Source organism: Acidiphilium multivorum AIU301 (assembly GCF_000202835.1).
Taxonomy (GTDB): domain Bacteria; phylum Pseudomonadota; class Alphaproteobacteria; order Acetobacterales; family Acetobacteraceae; genus Acidiphilium; species Acidiphilium multivorum.
Genome location: NC_015186.1, coordinates 1,284,742 through 1,305,332 on the forward strand (window position 1 = coordinate 1,284,742; position 20,591 = coordinate 1,305,332).

Sequence of the window (20,591 nt, forward strand, 5' to 3'; positions counted from 1 at the left end):
GAGACCGTCATGCGGTTGCCGACGCGCCATCTCCTGGGAATCGAAGGGCTCCACCCGCGCGACATTTCCGCCCTGCTCGACCTCGCCGAGAGCTACGTGCTGCTCAACCGGTCGGGCAAGACGCGGCGGGACGTGCTGCGCGGCCGGACGCTGATCAACCTGTTCTTCGAGGATTCCACCCGCACCCGCACGAGCTTCGAGCTCGCCGGCAAGCGGCTCGGCGCCGATGTGATCAACATGTCGGTCTCGACCTCCTCGGTCTCCAAGGGCGAGACCCTGCTCGACACCGCGGCGACGCTGAACGCGATGAACTGCGACCTGCTGGTGGTCCGCCACAAGGCCTCCGGCGCGCCCGCCCTGCTCGCCCAGAAGGTGGATGCGGCGGTGATCAACGCCGGCGACGGCATGCACGAGCACCCGACCCAGGCGCTGCTCGACGCGCTGACGATCCGCCGCAGCAAGGGCACGCTCGCGGGCCTCACCGTCGCCATCTGCGGCGATATCGCGCATTCCCGCGTCGCCCGCTCGAACCTGCTGCTGCTCACCGCGATGGGCAGCCGGGTGCGCGTCGTCGGCCCGCCGACGCTGATCCCCTCCGGCATCGACCAGTTCGGCGCCACCGTCTTCCATGACATGCGCGAGGGCCTGCGCGACGCCGATATCGTGATGGCGCTGCGGTTGCAGACCGAGCGGATGAGCGCCGGGCTGATCCCCAGCGCGCGCGAGTTCTTCACCTTCTACGGGCTCGACGCCGCCAAGCTCGCGATGGCGAAGCCGGACGCGCTGGTGATGCATCCCGGCCCGATGAATCGCGGCGTCGAGATCGACAGCCAGGTCGCCGACGACGCCACCCGCTCGGTGATCCGCGAGCAGGTGGAGATGGGCGTCGCCATCCGCATGGCGGTGCTCGACGTGCTGGCCCGGACGGCGCTCGCCCATGCATGACACGCCCCCCGACACGCTGATCCGCGGCGCGCGGATCGTCGATCCCGCCACCGGCCACGACGCGGTGGGCGACCTGCTGGTCCGCGACGGCGTCATCGCCGATTTCGGCGCCGGTCTCGGCCGGCCGGACGGCGCGGTGATGATCGATGCCGCCGAGCAGATCCTCTGCCCCGGCCTGGTCGATGCCCGCGCCTCGCTCGGCGAGCCCGGCTACGAATACCGCGAGACCATCGCCACCGCCGCCGAGGCGGCCAATGCCGCCGGCATCACCACCATCGCCGTGCTGCCGGACAATATCCCCGCCACCGACGACCCGGCGCTGGTCCGCGCCCTGGCTGGCGCCGGGGCTGCGACCGGGCGGCTCACCATCGCCCCCTACGGCGCGGCGACGCGCGGCTGCAAGGGCGAGATGATCGCCGAATACGGCCTGCTGCGCGCGGCCGGCGCGGTCGCCTTCTCCGATGGCGCGCGGGCGATCGGCCCGGCCGGGCTGATGCGCCGCGCCCTGTCCTATGCGCGCGGCTTCGGCGCCATGATCGTCCAGCATCCCGAGGAGCCGAGCCTAGCCGCCGGCGGTGCGGCGACCGCCGGGGCGCGGGCGACGCTGATGGGCCTGCCCGGAATCCCTGCCTGCGCCGAGGCGATGATGGTCGCCCGCGACATCCGTCTCGCCGAACTCACCGGCGGCGCGGTGCATTTCGCCCATGTCTCGACCGGCGAGGCGCTCGACCTGATCCGTGGCGCGAAACGCCGGGGCCTCGCGATCACCTGCGACACCGCGCCGCCCTATTTCGACCTCAACGAGAACGCGATCGGCGATTTCCGCACCTATGCGAAGCTCTCGCCGCCGCTGCGCAGCGAGGCCGACCGCCTCGCCGTCTGCGCCGCTTTGGCCGATGGCACGATCGACGCCGTGGTCTCCGACCACCAGCCGCGCGACGCCGACGACAAGCGCCTGCCCTTCGCCGAGGCCGCGCCCGGCGGCGCCGGCCTCGCCACGCTGCTCGCGATCACGCTGGCGCAGGTGCAGTCCGGCGGGCTCGGGCTGATCGCGGCACTCTCCCTGCTGACCGACCGGCCGGCGCGGCTGTTCGGGCTGGATGCCGGGCGCATCGCCCGCGGTGCGCCGGCCGATCTCTGCCTCTTCGCCCCCGAGCGCCCCTGGCGGATCGAGGCCGGCGCCCTGCCCGGCAAGGCGCAGAACACGCCCTTCGACGGACGGCCGGTCGAGGGTGTGGTCACCGGCACGTGGAAGGCCGGGCGGCGGGTGCACGGATGATCGCGCCCTACGCCCTGCTCGGCTACCTGCTCGGCTCCATCCCGTTCGGCCTGCTGCTCACCCGTGCGGCCGGGCTCGGCGATGTGCGGCGGATCGGCTCGGGCAATATCGGTGCGACCAACGTGCTGCGCACCGGGCGCAAGAGCCTCGCCGCGCTGACCCTGCTGCTCGATGGCGGCAAGGGCGCCGTCGCCGTGCTGCTCGCCCGCCATGCCGGCAGCGCCGCCGCCGATCTCGCCGCGCTGTTCGCGGTGATCGGCCATCTCTACCCGGTCTGGCTCGGCTTTCGCGGTGGCAAGGGGGTGGCGACCGGCCTCGGCGTGCTGCTCGCCCTCGCCTTCCCGGTCGGCGCCGCCTGCTGCCTGATCTGGCTCGCCATGGCGTTCTGGCGGAAGATTTCCTCCCTCGCCGCGCTGACCGCCTTCGCCGCCGCCCCGCTGCTCGCCCTGCTCGCCGGGCGCGGCCATGCGGCGCTGGTTGCCCTCGCCATCGCCGCCCTCGTCGTCTTCAAGCATCGGGCCAACATCGCGCGGCTGCGCGCCGGCACCGAGCCGAGGATCAGGCTCTCGGCGTGAGCGACAAGGCCACCCTTCTGCGCCTGATCCGCACGGAGGGAGTGGGGCCCCGGACCTTCCGCCGCCTGCGCGAGCGCTTCGCCAGCCCCGGGGAGGCTCTGGACGCGCTGCCCGCCCTCGCCCGCCAGGTCGGACGGCGGGGCAACCTGCGGATTCCCCCGCCGGCCGAAATCCGTCGCGAGCTCGACCGGCACGAGGCGCTCGGCGCCCGCCTGATCTTCCTCGGCGATGCCGACTATCCGCCGCTGCTCGCCCTGCTGCCGGATGCGCCGCCGGTCATCGCGGTGAAGGGCGATGTCGCCCTGCTCCATCGGCCGGTGGTCGCCGTGGTCGGCGCGCGCAACGCCTCCGCCAACGGACGGCGGATCGCCGCGGACATCGCCGGCGAGCTCGCCGCCGCCGGCCATCCGGTGGCCTCCGGCCTCGCCCGCGGGATCGACGCCGCGGCGCACGAGGCGGCGCTGCGCGAGGGCACCACCATCGCCGCCATCCCCGGCGGGCTCGACGTGGTCTATCCGCCCGAGCACCGCGACCTGCAGGCCCACATCGCCGAGGCCGGCGCGGTGGTGGCCGAGGCGCCGCCCGGCACCGCCCCGCTCGCCCGGCATTTCCCCAAGCGCAACCGCATCATCGCCGGGCTTGCCCTCGGCGTCGTCGTCATCGAGGCGGCGCTGCGCTCCGGCAGCCTGCTGACCGCCCGCTACGCGCTGGACTATGGCCGCGAGCTCTTTGCCGTGCCCGGCTCGCCGCTCGACCCACGCGCCCGCGGCGGCAATGACCTGATCCGCCAGGGCGCCTGGCTCGCCGAATCCGCCGCCGACATCCTCGCCAACCTGCCCGACCGGCCCGGCGCGCTGTTCCCCGACGCGCGAATCGCCGCCCCGCCACCCGGCCTCGGCGAGCCGCCCGACGCGGCGCCGGAGACCGGCGACGAACTCGACCGCGCCCGAAGCGAAATCCCCCGGCTGCTTTCCGCAAGCCCCGTCAGTGTTGACGAACTGGCAAGGCACTGCCAGTTCTCCACATCGGCCTTGACCGCCGTGCTGACCGAGCTCGAACTTGCCGGCCGGATCGAAACCCTGCCGGGCAACCGGGTCTGTCTGCTCTCCGAGTGCTGAACGGGATACCGCGCTTACATGAATGCCATCGTCGTCGTTGAATCCCCCGCCAAGGCCAAGACGATCAACAAGTATCTCGGCGACGGATTCACCGTTCTCGCCTCCTTCGGCCATGTCCGCGACCTGCCGCCGAAGGACGGCTCGGTCCGCCCGGACGAGGATTTCGCGATGTCCTGGGAGGAGGACGCCCGCGGCGACCGCCAGGTCGCGGCCATCGCCAAGGCGCTGAAAGGGGCGGACACGCTCTACCTCGCCACCGACCCCGACCGCGAGGGCGAGGCGATCTCCTGGCATGTCCGCGCCATGCTCGAGGCGCGCAACGTGCTCAAGGGCAAGCAGGTCCGCCGCATCACCTTCAACGAGGTCACCAAATCGGCGGTGCAGGCCGCCCTCCGCGCCCCGCGCGACCTCGACACCCCGCTGATCGAGGCCTATCTCGCCCGCCGCGCGCTCGACTATCTGGTCGGCTTCACCCTCTCGCCGGTGCTCTGGCGCAAGCTGCCCGGCAGCAAGAGCGCCGGACGCGTGCAGTCGGTCGCGCTGCGGCTGATCTGCGAGCGCGAGGCCGAAATCGAGCTGTTCCGCCCGCGCGAATACTGGACGATCGAGGCCGAGTTCCGCACCCCCGCCGGCGCGCCGTTCCGCGCCCGCCTCACCCATCTCGACGGCCGCAAGCTCGACCAGTTCGACCTCGCGGACAAGGCGGCGGCCGATGCGGCGAAGGCGGCGGTCGAGCGTGGCGCCTTCAGCGTCGTCTCGATCGAGAAGAAGCGCGTTCGCCGCAACCCGCCGCCGCCCTTCACCACCTCGACCCTGCAGCAGGACGCCTCGCGCAAGCTGCACATGACGGCGCAGGCCATCATGCGCACCGCCCAGCAGCTCTACGAGGGTGTGGAGATCGGCGGCGAGACGGTCGGCCTGATCACCTACATGCGTACCGACGGCGTGCAGATGGCGCGCGAGGCGATCACCGCCGCCCGCCAGCAGGTGAAGGACGCGTTCGGCGCGAACTACCTGCCCGCCGCCCCGCGCGAATACCAGTCGAAGGCGAAGAACGCGCAGGAGGCCCACGAGGCGATCCGCCCGACCGATTTCACCCTCACCCCCGAGCGCGCCGCCCGCCACCTCTCGCCCGAGCAGGCGCGGCTCTACGAGCTGATCTACAAGCGCGCCCTCGCCTCGCAGATGCAGTCGGCCGAGCTTGACCAGACCACGGTCGAGCTTGCCGATGCCGCCGGCACCACCCTGCGCGCCACCGGCTCGATCCTCGCCTTCGACGGCTTCCTCAAGCTCTACCGCGAGGGGATGGACGAGGACCCGGAGGACGAAACCGCGAGGCTGCTGCCGCCGATGGCGAAATCCGACCCGCTCGCCAGCGGGCCGGTCACCGCCGAGCAGCATTTCACCCAGCCGCCGCCGCGCTATTCCGAGGCCACCCTGGTCAAGCGCATGGAAGAGCTCGGCATCGGCCGCCCCTCGACCTACGCCTCGATTCTCACCGTGCTGCGCGAGCGCAACTATGTGCGGATGGAAAACCGCCGCTTCATCCCCGAGGATCGCGGCCGGCTGGTCACCGCCTTCCTGGTCAGCTTCTTCGGCCGCTATGTCGAGACCGGCTTCACCGCCGATCTCGAGGAGAAGCTCGACGAGGTCTCCGACGGACGGCTCGACTGGCGGTCGGTGATGCGGGATTTCTGGGCCGATTTCTCCGGCGCCGTCGAGCAGATCAAGGATCTCAAGATCTCCGACGTGATCGATGCGCTGGACGAGGAGCTCGGCCCGCATTTCTTCCCCGCCCGCGAGGACGGATCCGATCCACGCGTCTGCCAGGCCTGCGGCACCGGCCGGCTCGGCCTGCGGCTCGGCCGCTTCGGCGCCTTCATCGGCTGCTCGAACTATCCCGAATGCCAGTATACCCGCCGCCTCGCCGTCGAGGGCGGCGAGGACGAGGGCGACCAGCTGCGCGACGGCATGAAGCTGCTCGGCGAGAACGCCGAGGGCATCCCCGTCACGCTGCGGCGCGGCCCCTATGGCCTCTATGTCCAGCTCGGCGAGCCGGACCCGGAGGACAAGAAGGCGAAGCCCCGCCGCGCCGCCCTGCCACGCGGCATGAGCGGCGAGACGATCACGCTGGAGCAGGCGATCGGCCTGCTCTCGCTGCCGCGCGTGATCGGCGTGCATCCGGAAACGAAACAGGAAATCCAGGCCGGCATCGGCCGGTTCGGCCCCTATGTGAAGATGGGCCCCATCTTCGCCTCGCTCGACAAGGATGACGACGTGCTCGCCGTCGGCCTCAACCGCGCGGTGATGGTGCTGGCGAAGAAGCAGGAAGGCATCCGCGATCTCGGCCCGCACCCGAAGGACGGCGAGAGCGTGACCGCGCGCAAGGGCCGGTTCGGCCCCTATGTCCAGCATGGCAAGACGGTGGCGACCCTGCCGCGCGGCAGCGAACTCGGCGCGGTGACGCTTGACGAGGCGGTCGCCCTGCTCGCCGAGAAGGGCAAGACGCTGGCGCCGCGCGGCCGCAAGGGCGCAAAACCCGCAGCAAAGCCGAAGGACGCGGCGGCGCCGAAAGCCGCCAGACCCGCGAAGGCGAAAGCTGCCGCCAAGCCGAAAGCCGCCGCCGCGAAGCCGAAGGCCGCCGCCGCCAAGGCAAAGCCCGCCGCCCGGAAGACCGCCCGCTCCGGCGGCTGAGCCGCCCGCTTCCTATTCCGCAGCCGGGCCGGGCCGGACGATCCGCCCGCCCGCGAGCGGCGCGGGCACGCCGGTCGTCTCCGGCAACGAGAGCGGCAGCCCGCGTAGCGCGCGCACCGCGAGAAACCCGAAACACTGCGCCTCCAGCGCATCGCCATCCCAGCCCACCGCCTCGACCGGCTCGACCGGGGCGGCGAAGTGCCGGCGCAGCGCGTCCATGATCGCCGCGTTGTGCCGCCCGCCGCCTGCGACCAGCACGCGACGCGGCGGCGCGGGCAGCGGGGCCGCCGCAATCGCCGCCGCGGTGAAGGCGACGAGCAGCGCCGCCCCGTCCGCGGCGGACAAGCCCTCCGTCGCCGCGGCGACGCGCGCCGAGAACTGCAGCCGGTCAAGCGATTTCGGCGCCGGCCGGGCGAACCAGGGATCGTCCATCAATCGCGTCAGCCGCGCCTGATCGACCCGCCCGGCGGCGGCCAGCGCGCCGTCGGCGTCGAAGGCGGCGCCGGTATGCAGCCGCACCCAGTCATCCAGCGGGCCGTTGCCGGGGCCGGTGTCGCAGGCGAGCACCTCGCCCGTCGGGCCGAGCCAGGTGATGTTGGCGACCCCGCCGATATTGACCACCAGCAGCGGCTTCTCCAGCGCCTCGGCGAGGGCGGCGTGGAACAGCGGCGCCAGCGGCGCGCCCTGTCCGCCGGCGGCGACATCGGCGCTGCGGAAGTCATGCACCACGGGCAGCCGCGTCTTGTGCGCGAGATGCGCCGCATCGCCGATCTGCCAGGTCCGCCGCCGATCCGGGTCGTGCAGGATGGTCTGGCCGTGAAACCCCACCACATCGGCCCGGCTTGCCACCATCGCCACCGCCTCGGCATGCCGGTCCGCCAGCAGCCAGTCGAGGCTGCGCAGTTCAGGATCGTCGGGCGCGAGCCCGGGTGCTGCATCGAGCAGGGCGCGCAGCCGGGCGCGCAGTCCGTCCTCGTAGAACAGCGTGGCGGATCGCCCGGTGCCGAACACCCGCTCGCCGTCGGTCTCGATCACCGCCGCATCGACCCCATCGAGCGAGGTGCCGCTCATCAGGCCGATGGCGTGCATTCCCGCTCCCTCTTAGCGTTATGGAAACCAGTTTCGGGCATGTCTCGCTTATCCGCCCCGCGCGCGGGGTTGACAAGCAGCGGAGCAAGGAACCGGGCGTGGAACCAGACAGGACTCATGGCAGCTTCCGCCCGGTGATCGACCGGTGGACGGTCGTGCCCTGGTTCGTGCTCGGCCTCGCGGCGGTGACCTGGCTCAACCTGTTCCGCCCCGTCTTCCATCTCGCGGCGGTCATCGCCGATAGCCTCGCCCATGGCGCGCCCGTCACCGCGCGGCATCTGCACAGCGATTTCTTCGCCTTCTGGCCGGCCGGGCACATTGCCGCCACCGCCGAGGCGGCGCGGATCTACGACCCCGCCTGGTTCGCCGCCTGGTCCACCGCGCAATTCGGCCCGGGCCTGCCATCCTACATGCAGTATTTCTACCCGCCTCCGTCCCTGCTGACGACGCTGCCGCTCCTGCCCTTCGGCCCCGCCGCCGGGCTCCTGGCGTGGACATTGCTGATCTCGCTGCCCTGCATTCCCCTGCTGCGCCGCGCCGGCGCGCCGTGGCCGGTGATCGCCGCCGGGCTGCTGAGCGCCGCCTCGCTCACCGGCATTTCGATCGGCGAGTTCGGCCCGATCGCCGGCAGCGCCTTCATCGCGGCGCTGATGGCGGTCTCCCGCCGGCCGGACGTGGCGGGCGGGCTGTTCGGCCTGATCTCGCTGAAGCCCCAGGCCGGCCTGCTCGGGCCGGTCGTGCTCGTGGCGCGGGGGGAATGGCGCGGCCTTGCCGTCGGCATCGCGGTCACCGCGGCCCTCGCCGCCGCGGTCACCCTCGTCGCCGGCCCGGCGATCTGGCCGGCCTTCCTCCGGCAGGGAATGGCGGTCGCCCATGCCCATCTGATCGCGCCCTTCCCCTCGGTCTACGAAACCAGCGGCGTCTCGGTGTTCTGGATGGCCCGCAGCCTCGGTGCCCCGGTCGGCCTTGCCGGCCTCTGCCAGGGCGTCTCGGCGCTGGCGGCCTCGATCTGGTGCTGGCATGCCTGGCGCCGCAAGGAGGCCGACCCGGTGGCGCGCGCCGCGCTCACCGTCTGCCTCACGCTGCTCGTGACCCCCTATGCCTATGCCAACGACATGACGGGGCTTTCCGTCATGGTCGCCTGGCTCGCCTGGCGGCGCGGCGGCCCCGGCGTCGCCGACGCGCTGCTCTGGCTCTGGCCCGCGCTCGGCCCGGTGATCGCGCGGGTGCTGCATGTCGAGATCGCGCCGCTCGTCATCCTGCTCGGCGCCCTGCGGGCCGCCCGCGCGCCCGGCGGAATTGGCACGCCGGCCCCCGCGTGCTACCCCGCGCCGATCTGAAGACCAACGGGCCGATTGCGGCCACCCCGATCACGGCGGAACCATGCTCATGACCGATCCCGGCGATTTCCTGCACGAGGCAGAAGCGCGCGGCTACATCTTCCAGTGCACCGACACCGAGGGGCTGCGCGAGGCGATGCGCGCCGGCCCCATCGCCGGCTATATCGGCTTCGACTGCACGGCCGACAGCCTGCATGTCGGCCACATGATCCAGATCATGATGCTCCGCCTGCTGCAGAAGCACGGGCACAAGCCGGTCGCCATCCTCGGCGGCGGCACCACCCGCATCGGCGACCCCTCCTTCCGCGAGGAAGCCCGCCAGCTCCTCACCGAGGAGCAGATCGCGCTCAACATGGCCGGCATCCGCGACAACATCGCCGCCTATCTGCGCTTCGGCGAGGGCCCGTCCGACGCCATCATGGTCAACAATGCCGACTGGCTGGACACGCTCGGCTATATCGACCTGCTGCGCGAGGTCGGCGTGCATTTCAGCGTCAACCGCATGCTGTCCTTCGACTCGGTCCGCTCGCGGCTGGAACGCGAGCAGGGCCTCACCTTCCTCGAATTCAACTACTCGATCCTGCAGGCCTACGATTTCCGCGAGCTGAACCGCCGCTACGGCGTGGTGCTGCAAATGGGCGGGTCGGACCAGTGGGGCAACATCGTCCAGGGCATCGACCTCGTCCGCCGCACTGACGGCAAGCAGGTCTATGGCCTGACCGCGCCGCTGATCACCACCGCCTCGGGCGCGAAGATGGGCAAGACCGCCGCCGGCGCCGTCTGGCTCTCGGCCGCGAGGCGCAGCCCGTTCGACTACTGGCAGTTCTGGCGCAACACCGAGGATGCCGATGTCGGCCGCTTCCTCCGCCTGTTCACCGACCTGCCGCTCGACGAGATCGCCCGGCTGGAGGCGCTGCAAGGGGCCGAGATCAACGAGGCGAAGAAGATCCTCGCCACCGAGGCGACCGCGCTCTGCCACGGGCGCGCGGTGGCCGAGGAAGCCGCGGAGACCGCGCGCCGCACCTTCGAGGGCGGCGAGGCGGCGGAAACCCTGCCGGGGATCGACATCCCCGCCGCCGAGCTTGAAGCCGGCATTCCCGCCTTCGCCCTGCTGGTGAAAGCCGGGCTCGCCGCCAGCAATGGCGAGGCGCGCCGGCTGATCCGCGGCGGCGGCGCGCGGCTGAACGACGCCCCGATCGCCGACGAGGCGCACACGATCACCCTCGCCGACGTGATCGACGGCGCGGCCAAGCTCTCGGCCGGCAAGAAGCACCACCGCCTGGTGCGCCCGGCATGAGCGCGCCGCCCTTCGTCACCCCCGCGCAGGAGAGCGCCGCCGCGGCGATCGCCGCCCTGCACGACGAGCTGTTCCTGTTCGATGACTGGATGGACCGCTACCAGTTCATCATCGAACTCGGCCAGTCGCTGCCCGCCTTCCCCGAGGCTCTGAAGACCGACGACCGGCTGGTGCCCGGCTGCCAGAGCCGGGTCTGGCTGGAGCCGAAGCTGGAAGGCGGGAAACTCTATTTCGCTGGCGCGTCGGACGCCGCCATCGTCAGCGGCCTCGTCGCCATGCTGCTGCAGGTCTATTCCGGCCGCACGCCCGCGGAAATCCGCGAAACACCGCCGGTCTTCCTCAAGGAATGGGGGCTGATCGGCGCCCTGTCCGGCAATCGCGGCAACGGTGTCGCGGCGATGGCCGAACGCATCCAGCGCTTCGCCGCCTCATAAGTCCGGCGCGCTGCCGCCGCTGATCTCGCGCACGATATAGAGCGGCCGCTGCTTGCTCTCCTCGTAGAGCCGGCCGAGATATTCGCCGATCATCCCGAGGGCGATGAGCTGCACCCCGCCGAGGAACAGGATGGCGACCAGCAGCGAGGGATAGCCCTGCACCGGGTTGCCGTAGGCCAGCTTGCGAAAGATCGTCACCGCCGCATAGACGAACGCGAAGACCGAGACGGCGAAGCCGAGATAGGACGCCAGCCGCAGCGGCGCGCTGGAAAACGAGGTCACCCCCTCCAGCGCGAAATTCCACAATTTCCAGTAATTCCACGTCGTCCGCCCGGCATGGCGCGGGGCGCGGTGATAGGTGATGGTCGCGGTGCGGAAGCCGATCCAGGCGAACAGCCCCTTCATGAACCGCCGCCGCTCCGGCAGCCGCTTCAGCGCCTCCAGCGCCGGCCGGGCGATCAGCCGGAAATCCCCGGTATCGCGCGGGATCGGCACATCGCTCAACCGGTTCATCACCCGGTAGAACATATGGGCGGTGAAGCGCTTCACCGCGCCGTCGCCCTCGCGCGAGGCGCGTGTGGCGTTCACCACATCGTAGCCCTCGCGCCATTTCGCGAGCAGCGCCGGAATCACCTCGGGCGGGTCCTGCAGGTCGGCGTCGAGCGGAATCGCCACCGCGCCGCGCGCATGGTCGAGTCCCGCGGTCAACGCCGCCTCCTTGCCGAAATTGCGCGACAGGTCGATCACCCGCACCCGCCCGTCGCGCGCGGCGATGCGCTGCAGCGCCGCAAGCGTGGCATCGCGGCTGCCATCGTTCACGCAGACCAGTTCCCAGTCCTCGCCGAGACCATCGAGCACGGCGGCGAGCCGGTCGAACAGCGGGACGACATTCTCGGCCTCGTTGTGAAACGGCACCACGACGGAAACCGTCACCGGCCATCCCGTCGCTGACATGCCGCGCCTTTTTTCTGACGCAGCCCGAGTCCCGCGCCGTCTCAAATCCTGTAAAATCTGGGGAATATCCGAAAATTCAGACATTGTCCGCACGGCCCTCGTCGCTACCGGATGCTAACGGCAAAATCGGGCAGCGGCAAACTGTTTCCGCGCGGCGCCCGCTCGGTTCCATCGCCCGGCCCCGCCTATGACGGCTTGGTCGGTCGCCGGAAGACCCTGCCATGAAATCATGAGCAACGCGTTAACGCGTGGAACGGCGGGTCATTGTCCTGTCGCCGTCCGGCGGGGCCGCGCCGCGATGCGTTGCCTTCGCCGCGCTTGTTTGCCAAGTGAGGCGGCACGCATAACCGCCGGAGCCGCCATGACCCCGCTGATCGCCGTCCTCTTCGCCATCCTGCAAGGGGCGACCGAGTTGTTCCCCGTCTCCAGCCTCGGCCATGTGGTGATCGTCCCCGCCCTGCTGCACTGGCCGATCGACCAGGCCTCGCCCTCGTTCCTGCCCTTCGTCGTGCTTCTGCATGTCGGCACCGCGACGGCGCTGCTGCTCTATTTCTGGCGCGAATGGTGGGCGATGCTCGCCGGCCTGCTCGGCCGCGGCGCGCCGGGCGAGGTCGATGCCCAGCGCGGCCTGCTGCTGCGCCTCGTCGTCGCCACCCTGCCCGCCGTGGTCATCGGCTTCGCGCTGAAGAAGCCGATCCAGCACCTCTTCGCCAGCCCCGAGATCGCCGCCGCCTTCCTCATCGCCAACGGCGCGGTGCTGGTGATCGGCGAACGGCTGCGCCGGCGCCGCGCCGGCAACGGGTTCGGCATCGGCCAGATGACGCTGCGCGACGCCGTCATCATCGGCCTGTTCCAGTGCCTCGCCTTCCTGCCCGGCCTGTCGCGCTCGGGCTCGGCGATCGTCGGCGGCCTGACCCGCGGGCTCGACCACGAGGCCGCCGCCCGCTTCGCCTTCCTGATGGCCACCCCGGTCATCGCCGGCGCCGCCGTGGTCGAGGTGCCGCATCTGCTGCACCACGCCGCCGCCGCGCGCGGCATGTTCGGCACCGCCGTGCTCGCCGCCATCGTCGCCGGTGTGGTGGCCTATCTCTCGACCGCGTTCCTGATGCGCTATTTCCGCAATCACGACCGCTGGGCCCTCGGCCCCTTCGCCGCCTATTGCGCCCTGTTCGGCACGCTGAGCCTGATCCTGATCCCGTTCGGCGCCTGATGGCAACGGCGCGCCCCGACATCGTCCGGCTGATGGGCGCGCGCGGGGCGCGCAGCATCGCCCAGGGAGCGCTGGTGGTCGATTTCGCGCTCTATGTCACCAAACTCGGCTGGAGTGCGGCGTTCCTCGGCGTCGTCTTCGCCCTGTCGATCCTGTTCGCCGTCGCGGTGACGACGCTGGTCGGCCCGGCGAGCGACCGCTTCGGCCGCAAGCGCTTCGTCCTCGTCTACGAGGCGATCTCGGTCCTCGCCGCCCTGATCGGCCTGCTCACCCAGGCGACGCTGCCGCTCGCCTTCGCCGCGGTGATCGGCGGCTTCGGCCGCGGCGCCAACGGCTCGGCCGGCCCCTTCGCGCCGGCGGAACAATCCTGGCTGTCCGGCCTGATCGAGAAGCGGGAGTTCGGCACCGTCCTGTCGATCAACACCGCGATCGGGTTTTTCGGCATGGGCATCGGCGCCGTGCTCGCCGGGCTGATCGGCGCGTCGCGGCCGATGTTCGTCCTGCCGCTCGCGGCCTCGCTCATCGCCACAATGCTGCTCGCCCTCACCCCCGATCCGCCGCGTGAGGCCGCAGCCCGGACGGAGGGGCACGAAGCCGTCTCGAAGGCGGAGAACAGCCTGCTCTGGAAGCTCGCCGGTCTCAATATCCTCAACGGCACCGGGATCGGCCTGTCCGGCCCGTTCATCTCCTGGTGGTTCGCCGCCCGCTACCATGCGGGGGCTTCCGCCATCGGCCCGGCGCTCGCCATCGCCTTCGCCGCCGCCGGCATCGCCGCGCTGACCACCGGGCGGCTGACCCGGCGGCTCGGCACGGTGCGCGCGGTGGTGCTGATGCGCGGCATCGGGCTGGTCAGCCTGTTCGCCCTGCCCTTCTCGCCGAGTTTCGGCGTGGCACTGGTCGTCTATGCCCTGCGCTCGGCCTTCAACCGCGGCACCGCCGGGGCGCGCCAGGCGGTCGCCCTCGGCCTCGTGCGCGGCGAGCGGCGGGGGCTTGCCGCCAGCGTCAACACGATCTCGGTGCTGCTGCCGCGCGGCATCGCCCCGGCGCTGGCCGGCGTGCTGTTCGAGTCCGGCGCCCTCGCAGCCCCCTTCCTGCTCGCCGGCCTGTTCCAGGGCGCCTATCTGTTCATCTACCCCCGCGTCTTCGGACGCCACGATCCTTCGAGGTCCGCATGATCCGTCGCCTCTGCCTGCTGCTGGCACTGCTGGTGCCATTCACCGCCCAGGCCCATGTCAATCTCGCCGCCGTGCCGATCGGGCGGATGGACCTGCCCTGGTGGCGGCACCGCTTCGAGCACACCAAGCAGGAGGCGCGCGAGCATCCGGACGCCAGGCTGGTCTGGCTCGGCGATTCGATCACCGAATACTGGCACCGCGAGGGCCCGCACCCCTACCAGCAGATCCTGCCGATCTGGCGCCACTATTACGGACGCTACGATGCGCTGAATTTCGGCCTGATCGGCGACACCACGGCGAGCGTGATCTGGCGGATCGACCATGGCGAATTCGCCGGCCTGCATCCCAGGCTCGTCGTGCTGCTGATCGGCGCCAACAATCTCGGCCGCACCCATTGGGGCGCGGACCAGACGGTGCCGGGAATCGAGGAGGTGGTGCGCGACCTGCACCGCCACGTCCCCGGCGCGCATGTGCTGCTGCTCGGCATCCTGCCCTCGATCCGCTCGGCGTGGATCAGCGCGCAGACGCGGATCATCAATGCCGATCTCGCCCGCCGCTATGCCGGTAGCCGCCTGGTGACGTTCCGCAATGTCGGCCACGTGCTGGAGGTCGATGGCCGCGCCGACCCCGCGCTCTATGTCGACCCGCGCATGCACCCGCCCGAGCCCGCCCTGCACCCCGATGCCGAGGGCATGCGCCGGATCGCCGCCGCGTTGCAGCCGACGATCACCCGCCTGATGCGCTGACCGCCCGGCTCAGAGCGCGCCCCAGGGAACGAAGGCGATCGCCAGCAGGCCCAAGACCAGCGCGGCGAGATAGCCCCAGATGGTCTTCAGGGCCCGGTTCGGGTCGATGTCGGTCATGATCCCGGCGGCGTAATAGCCAAGCCCGAACGGCGGCGCGAACAGGCCGATACCCATGGCAAGGATGACGATGATGCCATAGCGCACATCGCCGATATGCAGCGTGCGGGCGATCGGAAACAGGATCGGCCCGAACAGCACCAGGATCGGGATGCCCTCGAGAATGCTGCCGAGCACGATCATCAGGAAAATCGAGCCCAGCAGGAAGCCGTAGCGCCCGCCCGGCAGGGCCAGCATCAGCCGGGTGATGTCGTCCGCGAAGCCGGACTGCGTCAGCGTCCAGCTCATCGCGGTCGCCACCGCGATGATGAACATGATCGCCCCCGACAGCCCGACCGCCTTCGCCGCGCAGTCATACAGCGCCGCCGGCCGGAATCCGCCATAAAACACGACCCCGAGCACGATCGCATAGACGGTGCCGATGGTGGCGACCTCGGTCGCGGTGGCGATGCCGTCGATCACGGCGAAGCGGATCACGAAGGGCAGCGCCAGCGCGGGCAGGCCGTGGAGGAAGCTCCGCAGGACCCGCCGCGCCGGCACACGCGGCGCCGCGGCCGCCGCATCAGCCCCCGCCCAGATGCGCGAGAGCAGCGCCAGGATGACCGCCAGCAGGATGGCCGGCATCAGCCCCGCGGCGAACAGCGCGGAAATCGAGGTTCCGGTGACCGCGCCGATGATGATCAGCACGATCGAGGGCGGTATCGTCTCCGCCATCGCGCCGCAGCACGAGACGACGGAGAGTATGTGCCCCTCGTCGATCTTCTGCCGCTTCATCTCGGGCACCACGATCGGCGCGACGGCGGCGAGATCGGCCGTCTTCGCCCCGGAGATGCCGGAGACGAGCAGGATGCCGCCGATCAGCACATAGAACAGCCCGCCCTTCACCGGGCCGATCAGCTCGGTGAGGAACCGCATCATCGCCGGCGCGAGCCGGGTGACGGTCAGCAGCCCGCCAAGCAGCACGAACAGCGGCACCGCGAGCAGGATGATCGAGGAGGTGCCCTGCTCCACCTGGCTCGCCATCACGGCGAGCGGCGCGCCCTGCGTGACCATCAGGTAGAAGGTGGAGCAGAAGCCGAAGGCGAAGGCGATCGGCACGCCGGCCAGCACGGTCGCGAACAGCATCGCGATGAAAACGAAGATCACCTCCGCCAGCGTGTCGGCGGCCAGGGCCCGGCCGGCCAGCCACGCCGCCCCGACGATGACCGCCGCACCCACTGCGCCGCGCCAGAAATCCCCGCCCCGATGCGCGAACAGGTCGCGCAGCAGATAGAGCGCGATCAGCGCGAAGCCGGCCACCAGCCCCGCCGCTTCCCAGGCGCTGGAAATACCGAGCTGCGACAGCGAGGACAATTGCTCGACCTGAAGGAAGACGAGGCTCGGCCCGATCATCGCCAGCACGGAAGCGAGCTGGATCACATCCGCCCCGGCCCGGAACCGGGCCTGCCAGTGCGCCGGCAGGCTGTGCACCAGCGCCGTCATCCGCATGTGCCGGTCGTCGCGCACCGCGATCGCGGCGCCGATCATGGTGAGCCAGACGAACACCAGCCTCGCGAATTCCGTCGACCAGATGAGCGGATGGATGAACACCGTGCGCGCGATGATGCCGGCGAACAGCACCAGCACCTCCACCGCCAGCAGCACGACACCAGCGCCATCCAGTGCTGCATCGGCGATCCTCGCAACCGGGCGGCGCATCCTGCCGGACGCCATGGTTGCAGAACATGCCTGCATCGTTTCTCTCCCCCGGTCGTTCCGCTCGCGCGGCGCCGTCTGTTCTTGTCGTCGCGTTTCAGCTGCCCGCATGGCGGACGGTTCGGGAGCCTCACCCAACCGTCCGCCGGCGGGTGCGGCCTTATTCCAGCGGGCCCGCCGTCTTTTCAAGCAGGCCCCACGCCTCGGCGCCGAATTTCTGCTTCCAGTGCGGATAGTATTTCGTCTTGCCGAGCACGCTGCGGAACGCCGCCTTGTCGACATCGAGAACGGTCATTCCCTTCGCCGCGAGCTTCGATTTCAGCGCGTTGCCGAGATCGGCGATATCCTGCCGCTCCGCATGCCCCGCCTTGCCGAATTCCTCGGTCACGATGTCCTGCCATTTCGCCGGCAGCCGCGCGAAGGCCGGCTTGTTGCCGATGATCAGGTAGCCGTCCCAGGCGTGCCGGGTCATGCTGAGATATTTCTGCACGTCATAGAGCTTCGCCGTGTAGATGATCGGCAGCGGATTTTCCTGGCCATCCACCACGTGATTTTCGAGCGAGGTATAGACCTCGCTGAAATCGATCGCCGTCGGCGCAGCACCAAACGCGGCGAACATGGACGAGAGGATTGGCGCCGGCGGCACGCGGATCTTGAAATTGTGCAGATCCGCCGGCGTCCTCACAGGCTTCGTGCCGGAGGTGACGTTGCGGAATCCGTTTTCCCAACTCGGCCCGATCTGGTGCATGCCGTGCGCGTCGATCTTCTTCGCGATATAGGCGCCGAGCGGACCGTCGACCGCCGCCCACACATCCTTCGGCGTGAGGAACGCGTAACCGATATTGACGATGCCGGCCGCCGGAATCGTCGTTGCCAGAATGGAACTGGCCATGTTCATGATCTGGATCCCGCCGAGCCTGGTCTGCGCGATCAGCTGCTTGTCGGTGCCGAGCTGCGCCGCGGGGTAGAGCTTGATCTCGAGCCCGCCATGGGTCGCCTCGCGGATCGCCTTGATCGCCTGCGCCGCGCGGATGTTCACCGGATGGGTCGGCTCCTGGCCGGTGGCCATCTTCCAGCGAAACTGCGCCGCATCGCCCCTGCGGGTCAGGATCGCGAAGGCCGGCACGGATGCCGCCCCCGCCAGCAGCGTGCGCCGCCGGATCGTGTTATTGCTCATCGTTGTTTCCTCCTTTTGAAATGATGCAGCCATTACCTCGACGTTTTCATCTCAGAGCCACGCCCTGATCTGCCGCGCCATCGCTTCGGCCGAGATGCCGTAGCGGTCGTGCAGCGTCGGCAGCGCGCCGGCCGCGAGAAACTCGTCCGGCAGGCCGATCTGCCGGAACCGGGGCGCGATGCCGGCGCGCAGCATCCCGGCCGCCACCGCCTCGCCGAGCCCGCCGACCACCGTGTGGTTCTCGGCGACGACGACGAGACGCCCGCCCTTGCCGGCGGCGGCGAGGATCGTCTCAAGATCGAGCGGCTTGATCGTCGCCGCGTGCAGCACCTCGACGCCGATGCGGTCCGCCTCCAGCATCTCGGCCGCCTGCAACGCGCGCATCGTGGCAAGCCCGGTCGAGATCACCAGAACATCGTTGCCTGTCCGGATCGTCTTGGCCTTCCCCAGCTCGAACGTGTAGCCATATTCGTCGAGGATCAGCGGCACGTTGCCGCGCAGCAGCCGCATGTAGACCGGCCCGTCATGCGCCGCGATCGCCGGTGTCGCCTGCGCGATCTCGTGCGCATCGGCCGGATCGACGATGGTGAGATTCGGCATGCCGCGGAAGATCGCGATGTCCTCGGTCGCCTGATGGCTCGGCCCGTAGCCGGAGGTCAGGCCCGGCAGGGCGCAGACGATCTTCACGTTGAGCCGTTCTTCGGCGATCGCCATGCAGATGAAGTCATAGGCGCGGCGGGCGGCGAACACGGCATAGGTCGTCACGAAGGGCAGCGCCCCCTCGCGCGCGAGGCCGGCGGCGGCCGACATCAGCAGCTGCTCGGCCATGCCCATCTGGTAGAAACGCTCCGGATAGGCCTTCGCGAAAATGTGCAGGTCGGTATATTTCGCGAGATCTGCGGTCAGCCCGACGATCTCGGGGCGCATCTTCGCCAGTTCGACGAGCGCGTTGCCGAACGGCGCCGGCGCGGTGCGCTGGCCGGGTGCGGCGATCGAGGCGATCATCGCCGATGTGGTCAGGCGCGTCTTCGGCGCCCTGGTCTGTGCGGTGCTCATCACGGGGCCTTTGCGCTGAAATTGCCGTCGAGCAGGTCGATCGCCTGCTGCCATTCCTCGGCCTCGACGCGGAGGAAGTGGTTACGCTCGCGGGTTTCGAGGAAGGGCACGCCCTTCGCCATCTGGGTATCGCAGATCACGATGCGCGGCGCGGCGACTTTCGCGGCGCGCGCGGCGTCGAAAGCGGCGACCACGGCGTCGATGTCGTTGCCGTCCACGCGCTGGGTATGCCAGCCGAAGGCGCGGAAGCGTTCGTGCAGCGGCTCGCGCGACGACATCGCCGAGGACGGTCCGTCCGCCTGCTGGTCATTGACATCGACGATGCCGATGAGGTTGTCGAGCTGCCAGTGCGCCGCCCCCATCACGCCTTCCCAGATCGAGCCCTCGTTCAGCTCGCCGTCGGAGAACAGCGTGTAGACGAAGGCGTCCGATTTTTTCCGCTTCAGGCCGAGCGCCATGCCGACCGCGATGCCGACGCCGTGGCCGAGCGAGCCGCCGGTGATCTCCATGCCCGGCGTGTAGGCGGCCATGCCCGACATCGGCAGGCGGCTCTCGTCGGCGCCATAGGACTCGATCTCGCTCTCGGGCAGAATCCCCGCCTCGATCAGCGCCGCGTAAAGCGCGATCGCATAATGGCCGATCGACAGCAGGAAGCGGTCGCGCCCCTCCCAGTGCACGTCGTCCGGCCGGTAGCGCAGCGCATGGAAATAGGACACCGCGAGCACATCGGCGATGCCGAGCGCCTGCGCGATATAGCCCTGCCCCTGCACTTCGCCCATCCGCAGCGCGTGCCGGCGGATGCGATAGGCCCGCTCGCGCAGCGAAACGTTCGAGCCGGCATGGGGGAAGCCGCCATTGCGGGCTTCCGGGGACAAGACCTGTTTGGTGGAAGACATGGGGCAGAATTCCCGGCGCTGTTTCTGGATCAGTGGATCAGCATGCCGCCATTGACGTCGATCACCGCGCCCGTGACATAGGCGGAGAGATCGGAGGCGAGGAACAGGAAGATCCGCGCCACGTCCTCGGCGGTTCCGAGCCGGCCGATCGGAATCCCCTTCAGGATCTCGGCGCGCATCTCGTCGGTCAGCTTGCCGCCGGTGATCTCGGTCTGGATCAGCCCGGGCGTCACCGAATTCACGCGGATGCCGGCGGGGCCGAACTCGCGCGCCATCGCCTTGGCGAGGCCGAGCACGCCGGCCTTCGCCGCCGAATAGTGCGGCCCGCCGAAAATCCCGCCGCCGCGCTGCGCCGAAACCGACGACATGCACGCGATCGAGCCGCTGCCACGCGCGCTCATATGCGGCAAAAACGCCTGGCTGAGATGGAACACGCCGGTGAGGTTGACGTCGATCACCCGCTCCCAGTTCCGCGCCTCGATCTCCAGCAGCCGCAACGGTTCGGTGATGCCGGCATTGTTGATCAGGATGTCGGCCTGGCCGAACGCGCCGATCACCCGGCGCGCCGCCTCATCGCAGGCCGCGCGGTCGGTGACGTCGCAGGCCACGCCGAGATGCCCGGCGCCGAGCGACGCCGCTGCCTCGTCGGAAGCCTCCTGATCGAGATCGAGAATGGCGACCCGCGCGCCATGTTCGGCGAACAGCCGTGCGGTCGCGAGGCCGATCCCCTTCTTGCTCGCGCCACCAGATATGACTGCGGTCTTGCCCTTGAGCAGCATGCGTTTCCTCCGTGT

General features: G+C 70.1%; 18 protein-coding genes. 11 read left to right on the top strand and 7 right to left on the bottom strand.

What is annotated here, in order from left to right:
• The first annotated feature begins 9 nt into the window (after positions 1 to 9).
• The 5 genes from ACMV_RS05635 to topA are packed head-to-tail and all read left to right on the top strand — an operon-like array spanning position 10 to position 6,611.
• Positions 10 to 945, top strand: coding sequence for an aspartate carbamoyltransferase catalytic subunit (locus ACMV_RS05635; protein WP_013639813.1), 936 nt, complete (start codon positions 10 to 12; stop codon positions 943 to 945).
• Entirely contained in the window at positions 938 to 2,224 is a 1,287-nt protein-coding gene (locus ACMV_RS05640) for a dihydroorotase (RefSeq protein ID WP_007424318.1), read from the top strand. Before ACMV_RS05635 ends, ACMV_RS05640 begins: the two co-directional genes overlap by 8 nt.
• A complete protein-coding gene (plsY, locus tag ACMV_RS05645; RefSeq protein WP_007424319.1) occupies positions 2,221 to 2,799 on the top strand; it encodes a glycerol-3-phosphate 1-O-acyltransferase PlsY in 579 nt (192 codons plus the stop codon). The genes ACMV_RS05640 and plsY overlap by 4 nt, the downstream gene beginning before the upstream one ends.
• The gene (gene dprA / locus ACMV_RS05650) at positions 2,796 to 3,917 is read left to right on the top strand and encodes a DNA-processing protein DprA (RefSeq protein WP_013639814.1); all 1,122 of its coding nucleotides are present in this window, start codon (positions 2,796 to 2,798) and stop codon (positions 3,915 to 3,917) included. The genes plsY and dprA overlap by 4 nt, the downstream gene beginning before the upstream one ends.
• Before the next feature lie 18 nt (positions 3,918 to 3,935).
• Positions 3,936 to 6,611 (top strand): type I DNA topoisomerase, encoded by a 2,676-nt coding sequence (gene topA, locus ACMV_RS05655; RefSeq protein ID WP_013639815.1) that lies wholly within the window; start codon positions 3,936 to 3,938, stop codon positions 6,609 to 6,611.
• 12 nt (positions 6,612 to 6,623) lie between these two features.
• Here the strand turns inward: topA and ACMV_RS05660 are convergent, their stop codons facing one another.
• A complete protein-coding gene (locus ACMV_RS05660; RefSeq protein ID WP_013639816.1) occupies positions 6,624 to 7,700 on the bottom strand; it encodes an anhydro-N-acetylmuramic acid kinase in 1,077 nt (358 codons plus the stop codon).
• A 98-nt stretch (positions 7,701 to 7,798) separates the two neighbouring features.
• Here ACMV_RS05660 and ACMV_RS05665 point away from each other — a divergent pair, with 98 nt between their 5' ends.
• From ACMV_RS05665 to ACMV_RS05675, 3 genes are read left to right on the top strand one after another with little or no spacing between them, the layout of a single operon-like run.
• Positions 7,799 to 9,040, top strand: a complete 1,242-nt coding sequence (locus tag ACMV_RS05665; protein ID WP_231844490.1) for a glycosyltransferase family 87 protein — start codon at positions 7,799 to 7,801, stop codon at positions 9,038 to 9,040.
• 43 nt (positions 9,041 to 9,083) lie between these two features.
• Complete coding sequence (gene tyrS / locus ACMV_RS05670) at positions 9,084 to 10,337, top strand: tyrosine--tRNA ligase (RefSeq protein ID WP_011941729.1); 1,254 nt, start codon at positions 9,084 to 9,086, stop codon at positions 10,335 to 10,337.
• The gene (locus ACMV_RS05675; protein ID WP_007422545.1) at positions 10,334 to 10,771 is read left to right on the top strand and encodes a SufE family protein; all 438 of its coding nucleotides are present in this window, start codon (positions 10,334 to 10,336) and stop codon (positions 10,769 to 10,771) included. The genes tyrS and ACMV_RS05675 overlap by 4 nt, the downstream gene beginning before the upstream one ends.
• Here the strand turns inward: ACMV_RS05675 and ACMV_RS05680 are convergent.
• Positions 10,766 to 11,809, bottom strand: a complete 1,044-nt coding sequence (locus ACMV_RS05680; protein WP_013639818.1) for a glycosyltransferase family 2 protein — start codon at positions 11,807 to 11,809, stop codon at positions 10,766 to 10,768. The two genes, ACMV_RS05675 and ACMV_RS05680, sit on opposite strands and share 6 nt — an antisense overlap.
• 277 nt (positions 11,810 to 12,086) lie before the next feature.
• Here ACMV_RS05680 and ACMV_RS05685 point away from each other — a divergent pair, with 277 nt between their 5' ends.
• The 3 genes from ACMV_RS05685 to ACMV_RS05695 are packed head-to-tail and all read left to right on the top strand — an operon-like array spanning position 12,087 to position 14,856.
• Entirely contained in the window at positions 12,087 to 12,935 is an 849-nt protein-coding gene (locus tag ACMV_RS05685; protein WP_013639819.1) for an undecaprenyl-diphosphate phosphatase, read from the top strand.
• Positions 12,935 to 14,110, top strand: a complete 1,176-nt coding sequence (locus tag ACMV_RS05690; protein WP_013639820.1) for an MFS transporter — start codon at positions 12,935 to 12,937, stop codon at positions 14,108 to 14,110. Before ACMV_RS05685 ends, ACMV_RS05690 begins: the two co-directional genes overlap by 1 nt.
• Positions 14,107 to 14,856 (top strand): platelet-activating factor acetylhydrolase IB subunit, encoded by a 750-nt coding sequence (locus tag ACMV_RS05695; protein WP_007422549.1) that lies wholly within the window; start codon positions 14,107 to 14,109, stop codon positions 14,854 to 14,856. Before ACMV_RS05690 ends, ACMV_RS05695 begins: the two co-directional genes overlap by 4 nt.
• A gap of 9 nt (positions 14,857 to 14,865) precedes the next feature.
• Here the strand turns inward: ACMV_RS05695 and ACMV_RS05700 are convergent, their stop codons facing one another.
• The 5 genes from ACMV_RS05700 to ACMV_RS05720 form a co-directional block, all read right to left on the bottom strand.
• Positions 14,866 to 16,671, bottom strand: coding sequence for a TRAP transporter large permease (locus tag ACMV_RS05700; RefSeq protein WP_231844491.1), 1,806 nt, complete (start codon positions 16,669 to 16,671; stop codon positions 14,866 to 14,868).
• A 157-nt stretch (positions 16,672 to 16,828) separates the two neighbouring features.
• On the bottom strand, positions 16,829 to 17,845 hold the full coding sequence (locus ACMV_RS05705) for a TRAP transporter substrate-binding protein (RefSeq protein ID WP_013639822.1): 1,017 nt from the start codon (positions 17,843 to 17,845) through the stop codon (positions 16,829 to 16,831).
• A gap of 51 nt (positions 17,846 to 17,896) precedes the next feature.
• A complete protein-coding gene (locus ACMV_RS05710) occupies positions 17,897 to 18,901 on the bottom strand; it encodes a transketolase family protein (protein WP_011941722.1) in 1,005 nt (334 codons plus the stop codon).
• Positions 18,901 to 19,797 carry a transketolase gene (locus tag ACMV_RS05715; RefSeq protein WP_013639823.1) on the bottom strand — a complete coding sequence of 299 codons (897 nt, stop codon included), beginning with the start codon at positions 19,795 to 19,797 and terminating at the stop codon, positions 18,901 to 18,903. Before ACMV_RS05715 ends, ACMV_RS05710 begins: the two co-directional genes overlap by 1 nt.
• Positions 19,798 to 19,826: 29 nt before the next feature.
• On the bottom strand, positions 19,827 to 20,576 hold the full coding sequence (locus ACMV_RS05720; protein WP_011941720.1) for an SDR family NAD(P)-dependent oxidoreductase: 750 nt from the start codon (positions 20,574 to 20,576) through the stop codon (positions 19,827 to 19,829).
• Positions 20,577 to 20,591: the final 15 nt, after the last annotated feature.

What these genes read in the sequence shown, in the direction of transcription:
- ACMV_RS05675 (WP_007422545.1), top strand. Translation starts at nt 10,334, where the DNA reads ATGAGCGCGCCGCCCTTCGTCACCCCCGCGCAGGAGAGCGCCGCCGCG.
- ACMV_RS05640 (WP_007424318.1), top strand. Translation starts at nt 938, where the DNA reads ATGCATGACACGCCCCCCGACACGCTGATCCGCGGCGCGCGGATCGTC.
- ACMV_RS05720 (WP_011941720.1), bottom strand. Translation starts at nt 20,576, where the DNA reads ATGCTGCTCAAGGGCAAGACCGCAGTCATATCTGGTGGCGCGAGCAAG.
- ACMV_RS05660 (WP_013639816.1), bottom strand. Translation starts at nt 7,700, where the DNA reads ATGCACGCCATCGGCCTGATGAGCGGCACCTCGCTCGATGGGGTCGAT.
- ACMV_RS05685 (WP_013639819.1), top strand. Translation starts at nt 12,087, where the DNA reads ATGACCCCGCTGATCGCCGTCCTCTTCGCCATCCTGCAAGGGGCGACC.
- ACMV_RS05700 (WP_231844491.1), bottom strand. Translation starts at nt 16,671, where the DNA reads ATGCGCCGCCCGGTTGCGAGGATCGCCGATGCAGCACTGGATGGCGCT.
- plsY (WP_007424319.1), top strand. Translation starts at nt 2,221, where the DNA reads ATGATCGCGCCCTACGCCCTGCTCGGCTACCTGCTCGGCTCCATCCCG.
- ACMV_RS05695 (WP_007422549.1), top strand. Translation starts at nt 14,107, where the DNA reads ATGATCCGTCGCCTCTGCCTGCTGCTGGCACTGCTGGTGCCATTCACC.
- ACMV_RS05690 (WP_013639820.1), top strand. Translation starts at nt 12,935, where the DNA reads ATGGCAACGGCGCGCCCCGACATCGTCCGGCTGATGGGCGCGCGCGGG.
- tyrS (WP_011941729.1), top strand. Translation starts at nt 9,084, where the DNA reads ATGCTCATGACCGATCCCGGCGATTTCCTGCACGAGGCAGAAGCGCGC.
- ACMV_RS05715 (WP_013639823.1), bottom strand. Translation starts at nt 19,797, where the DNA reads ATGTCTTCCACCAAACAGGTCTTGTCCCCGGAAGCCCGCAATGGCGGC.
- topA (WP_013639815.1), top strand. Translation starts at nt 3,936, where the DNA reads ATGAATGCCATCGTCGTCGTTGAATCCCCCGCCAAGGCCAAGACGATC.
- ACMV_RS05710 (WP_011941722.1), bottom strand. Translation starts at nt 18,901, where the DNA reads ATGAGCACCGCACAGACCAGGGCGCCGAAGACGCGCCTGACCACATCG.
- ACMV_RS05635 (WP_013639813.1), top strand. Translation starts at nt 10, where the DNA reads ATGCGGTTGCCGACGCGCCATCTCCTGGGAATCGAAGGGCTCCACCCG.
- ACMV_RS05705 (WP_013639822.1), bottom strand. Translation starts at nt 17,845, where the DNA reads ATGAGCAATAACACGATCCGGCGGCGCACGCTGCTGGCGGGGGCGGCA.
- ACMV_RS05680 (WP_013639818.1), bottom strand. Translation starts at nt 11,809, where the DNA reads ATGTCTGAATTTTCGGATATTCCCCAGATTTTACAGGATTTGAGACGG.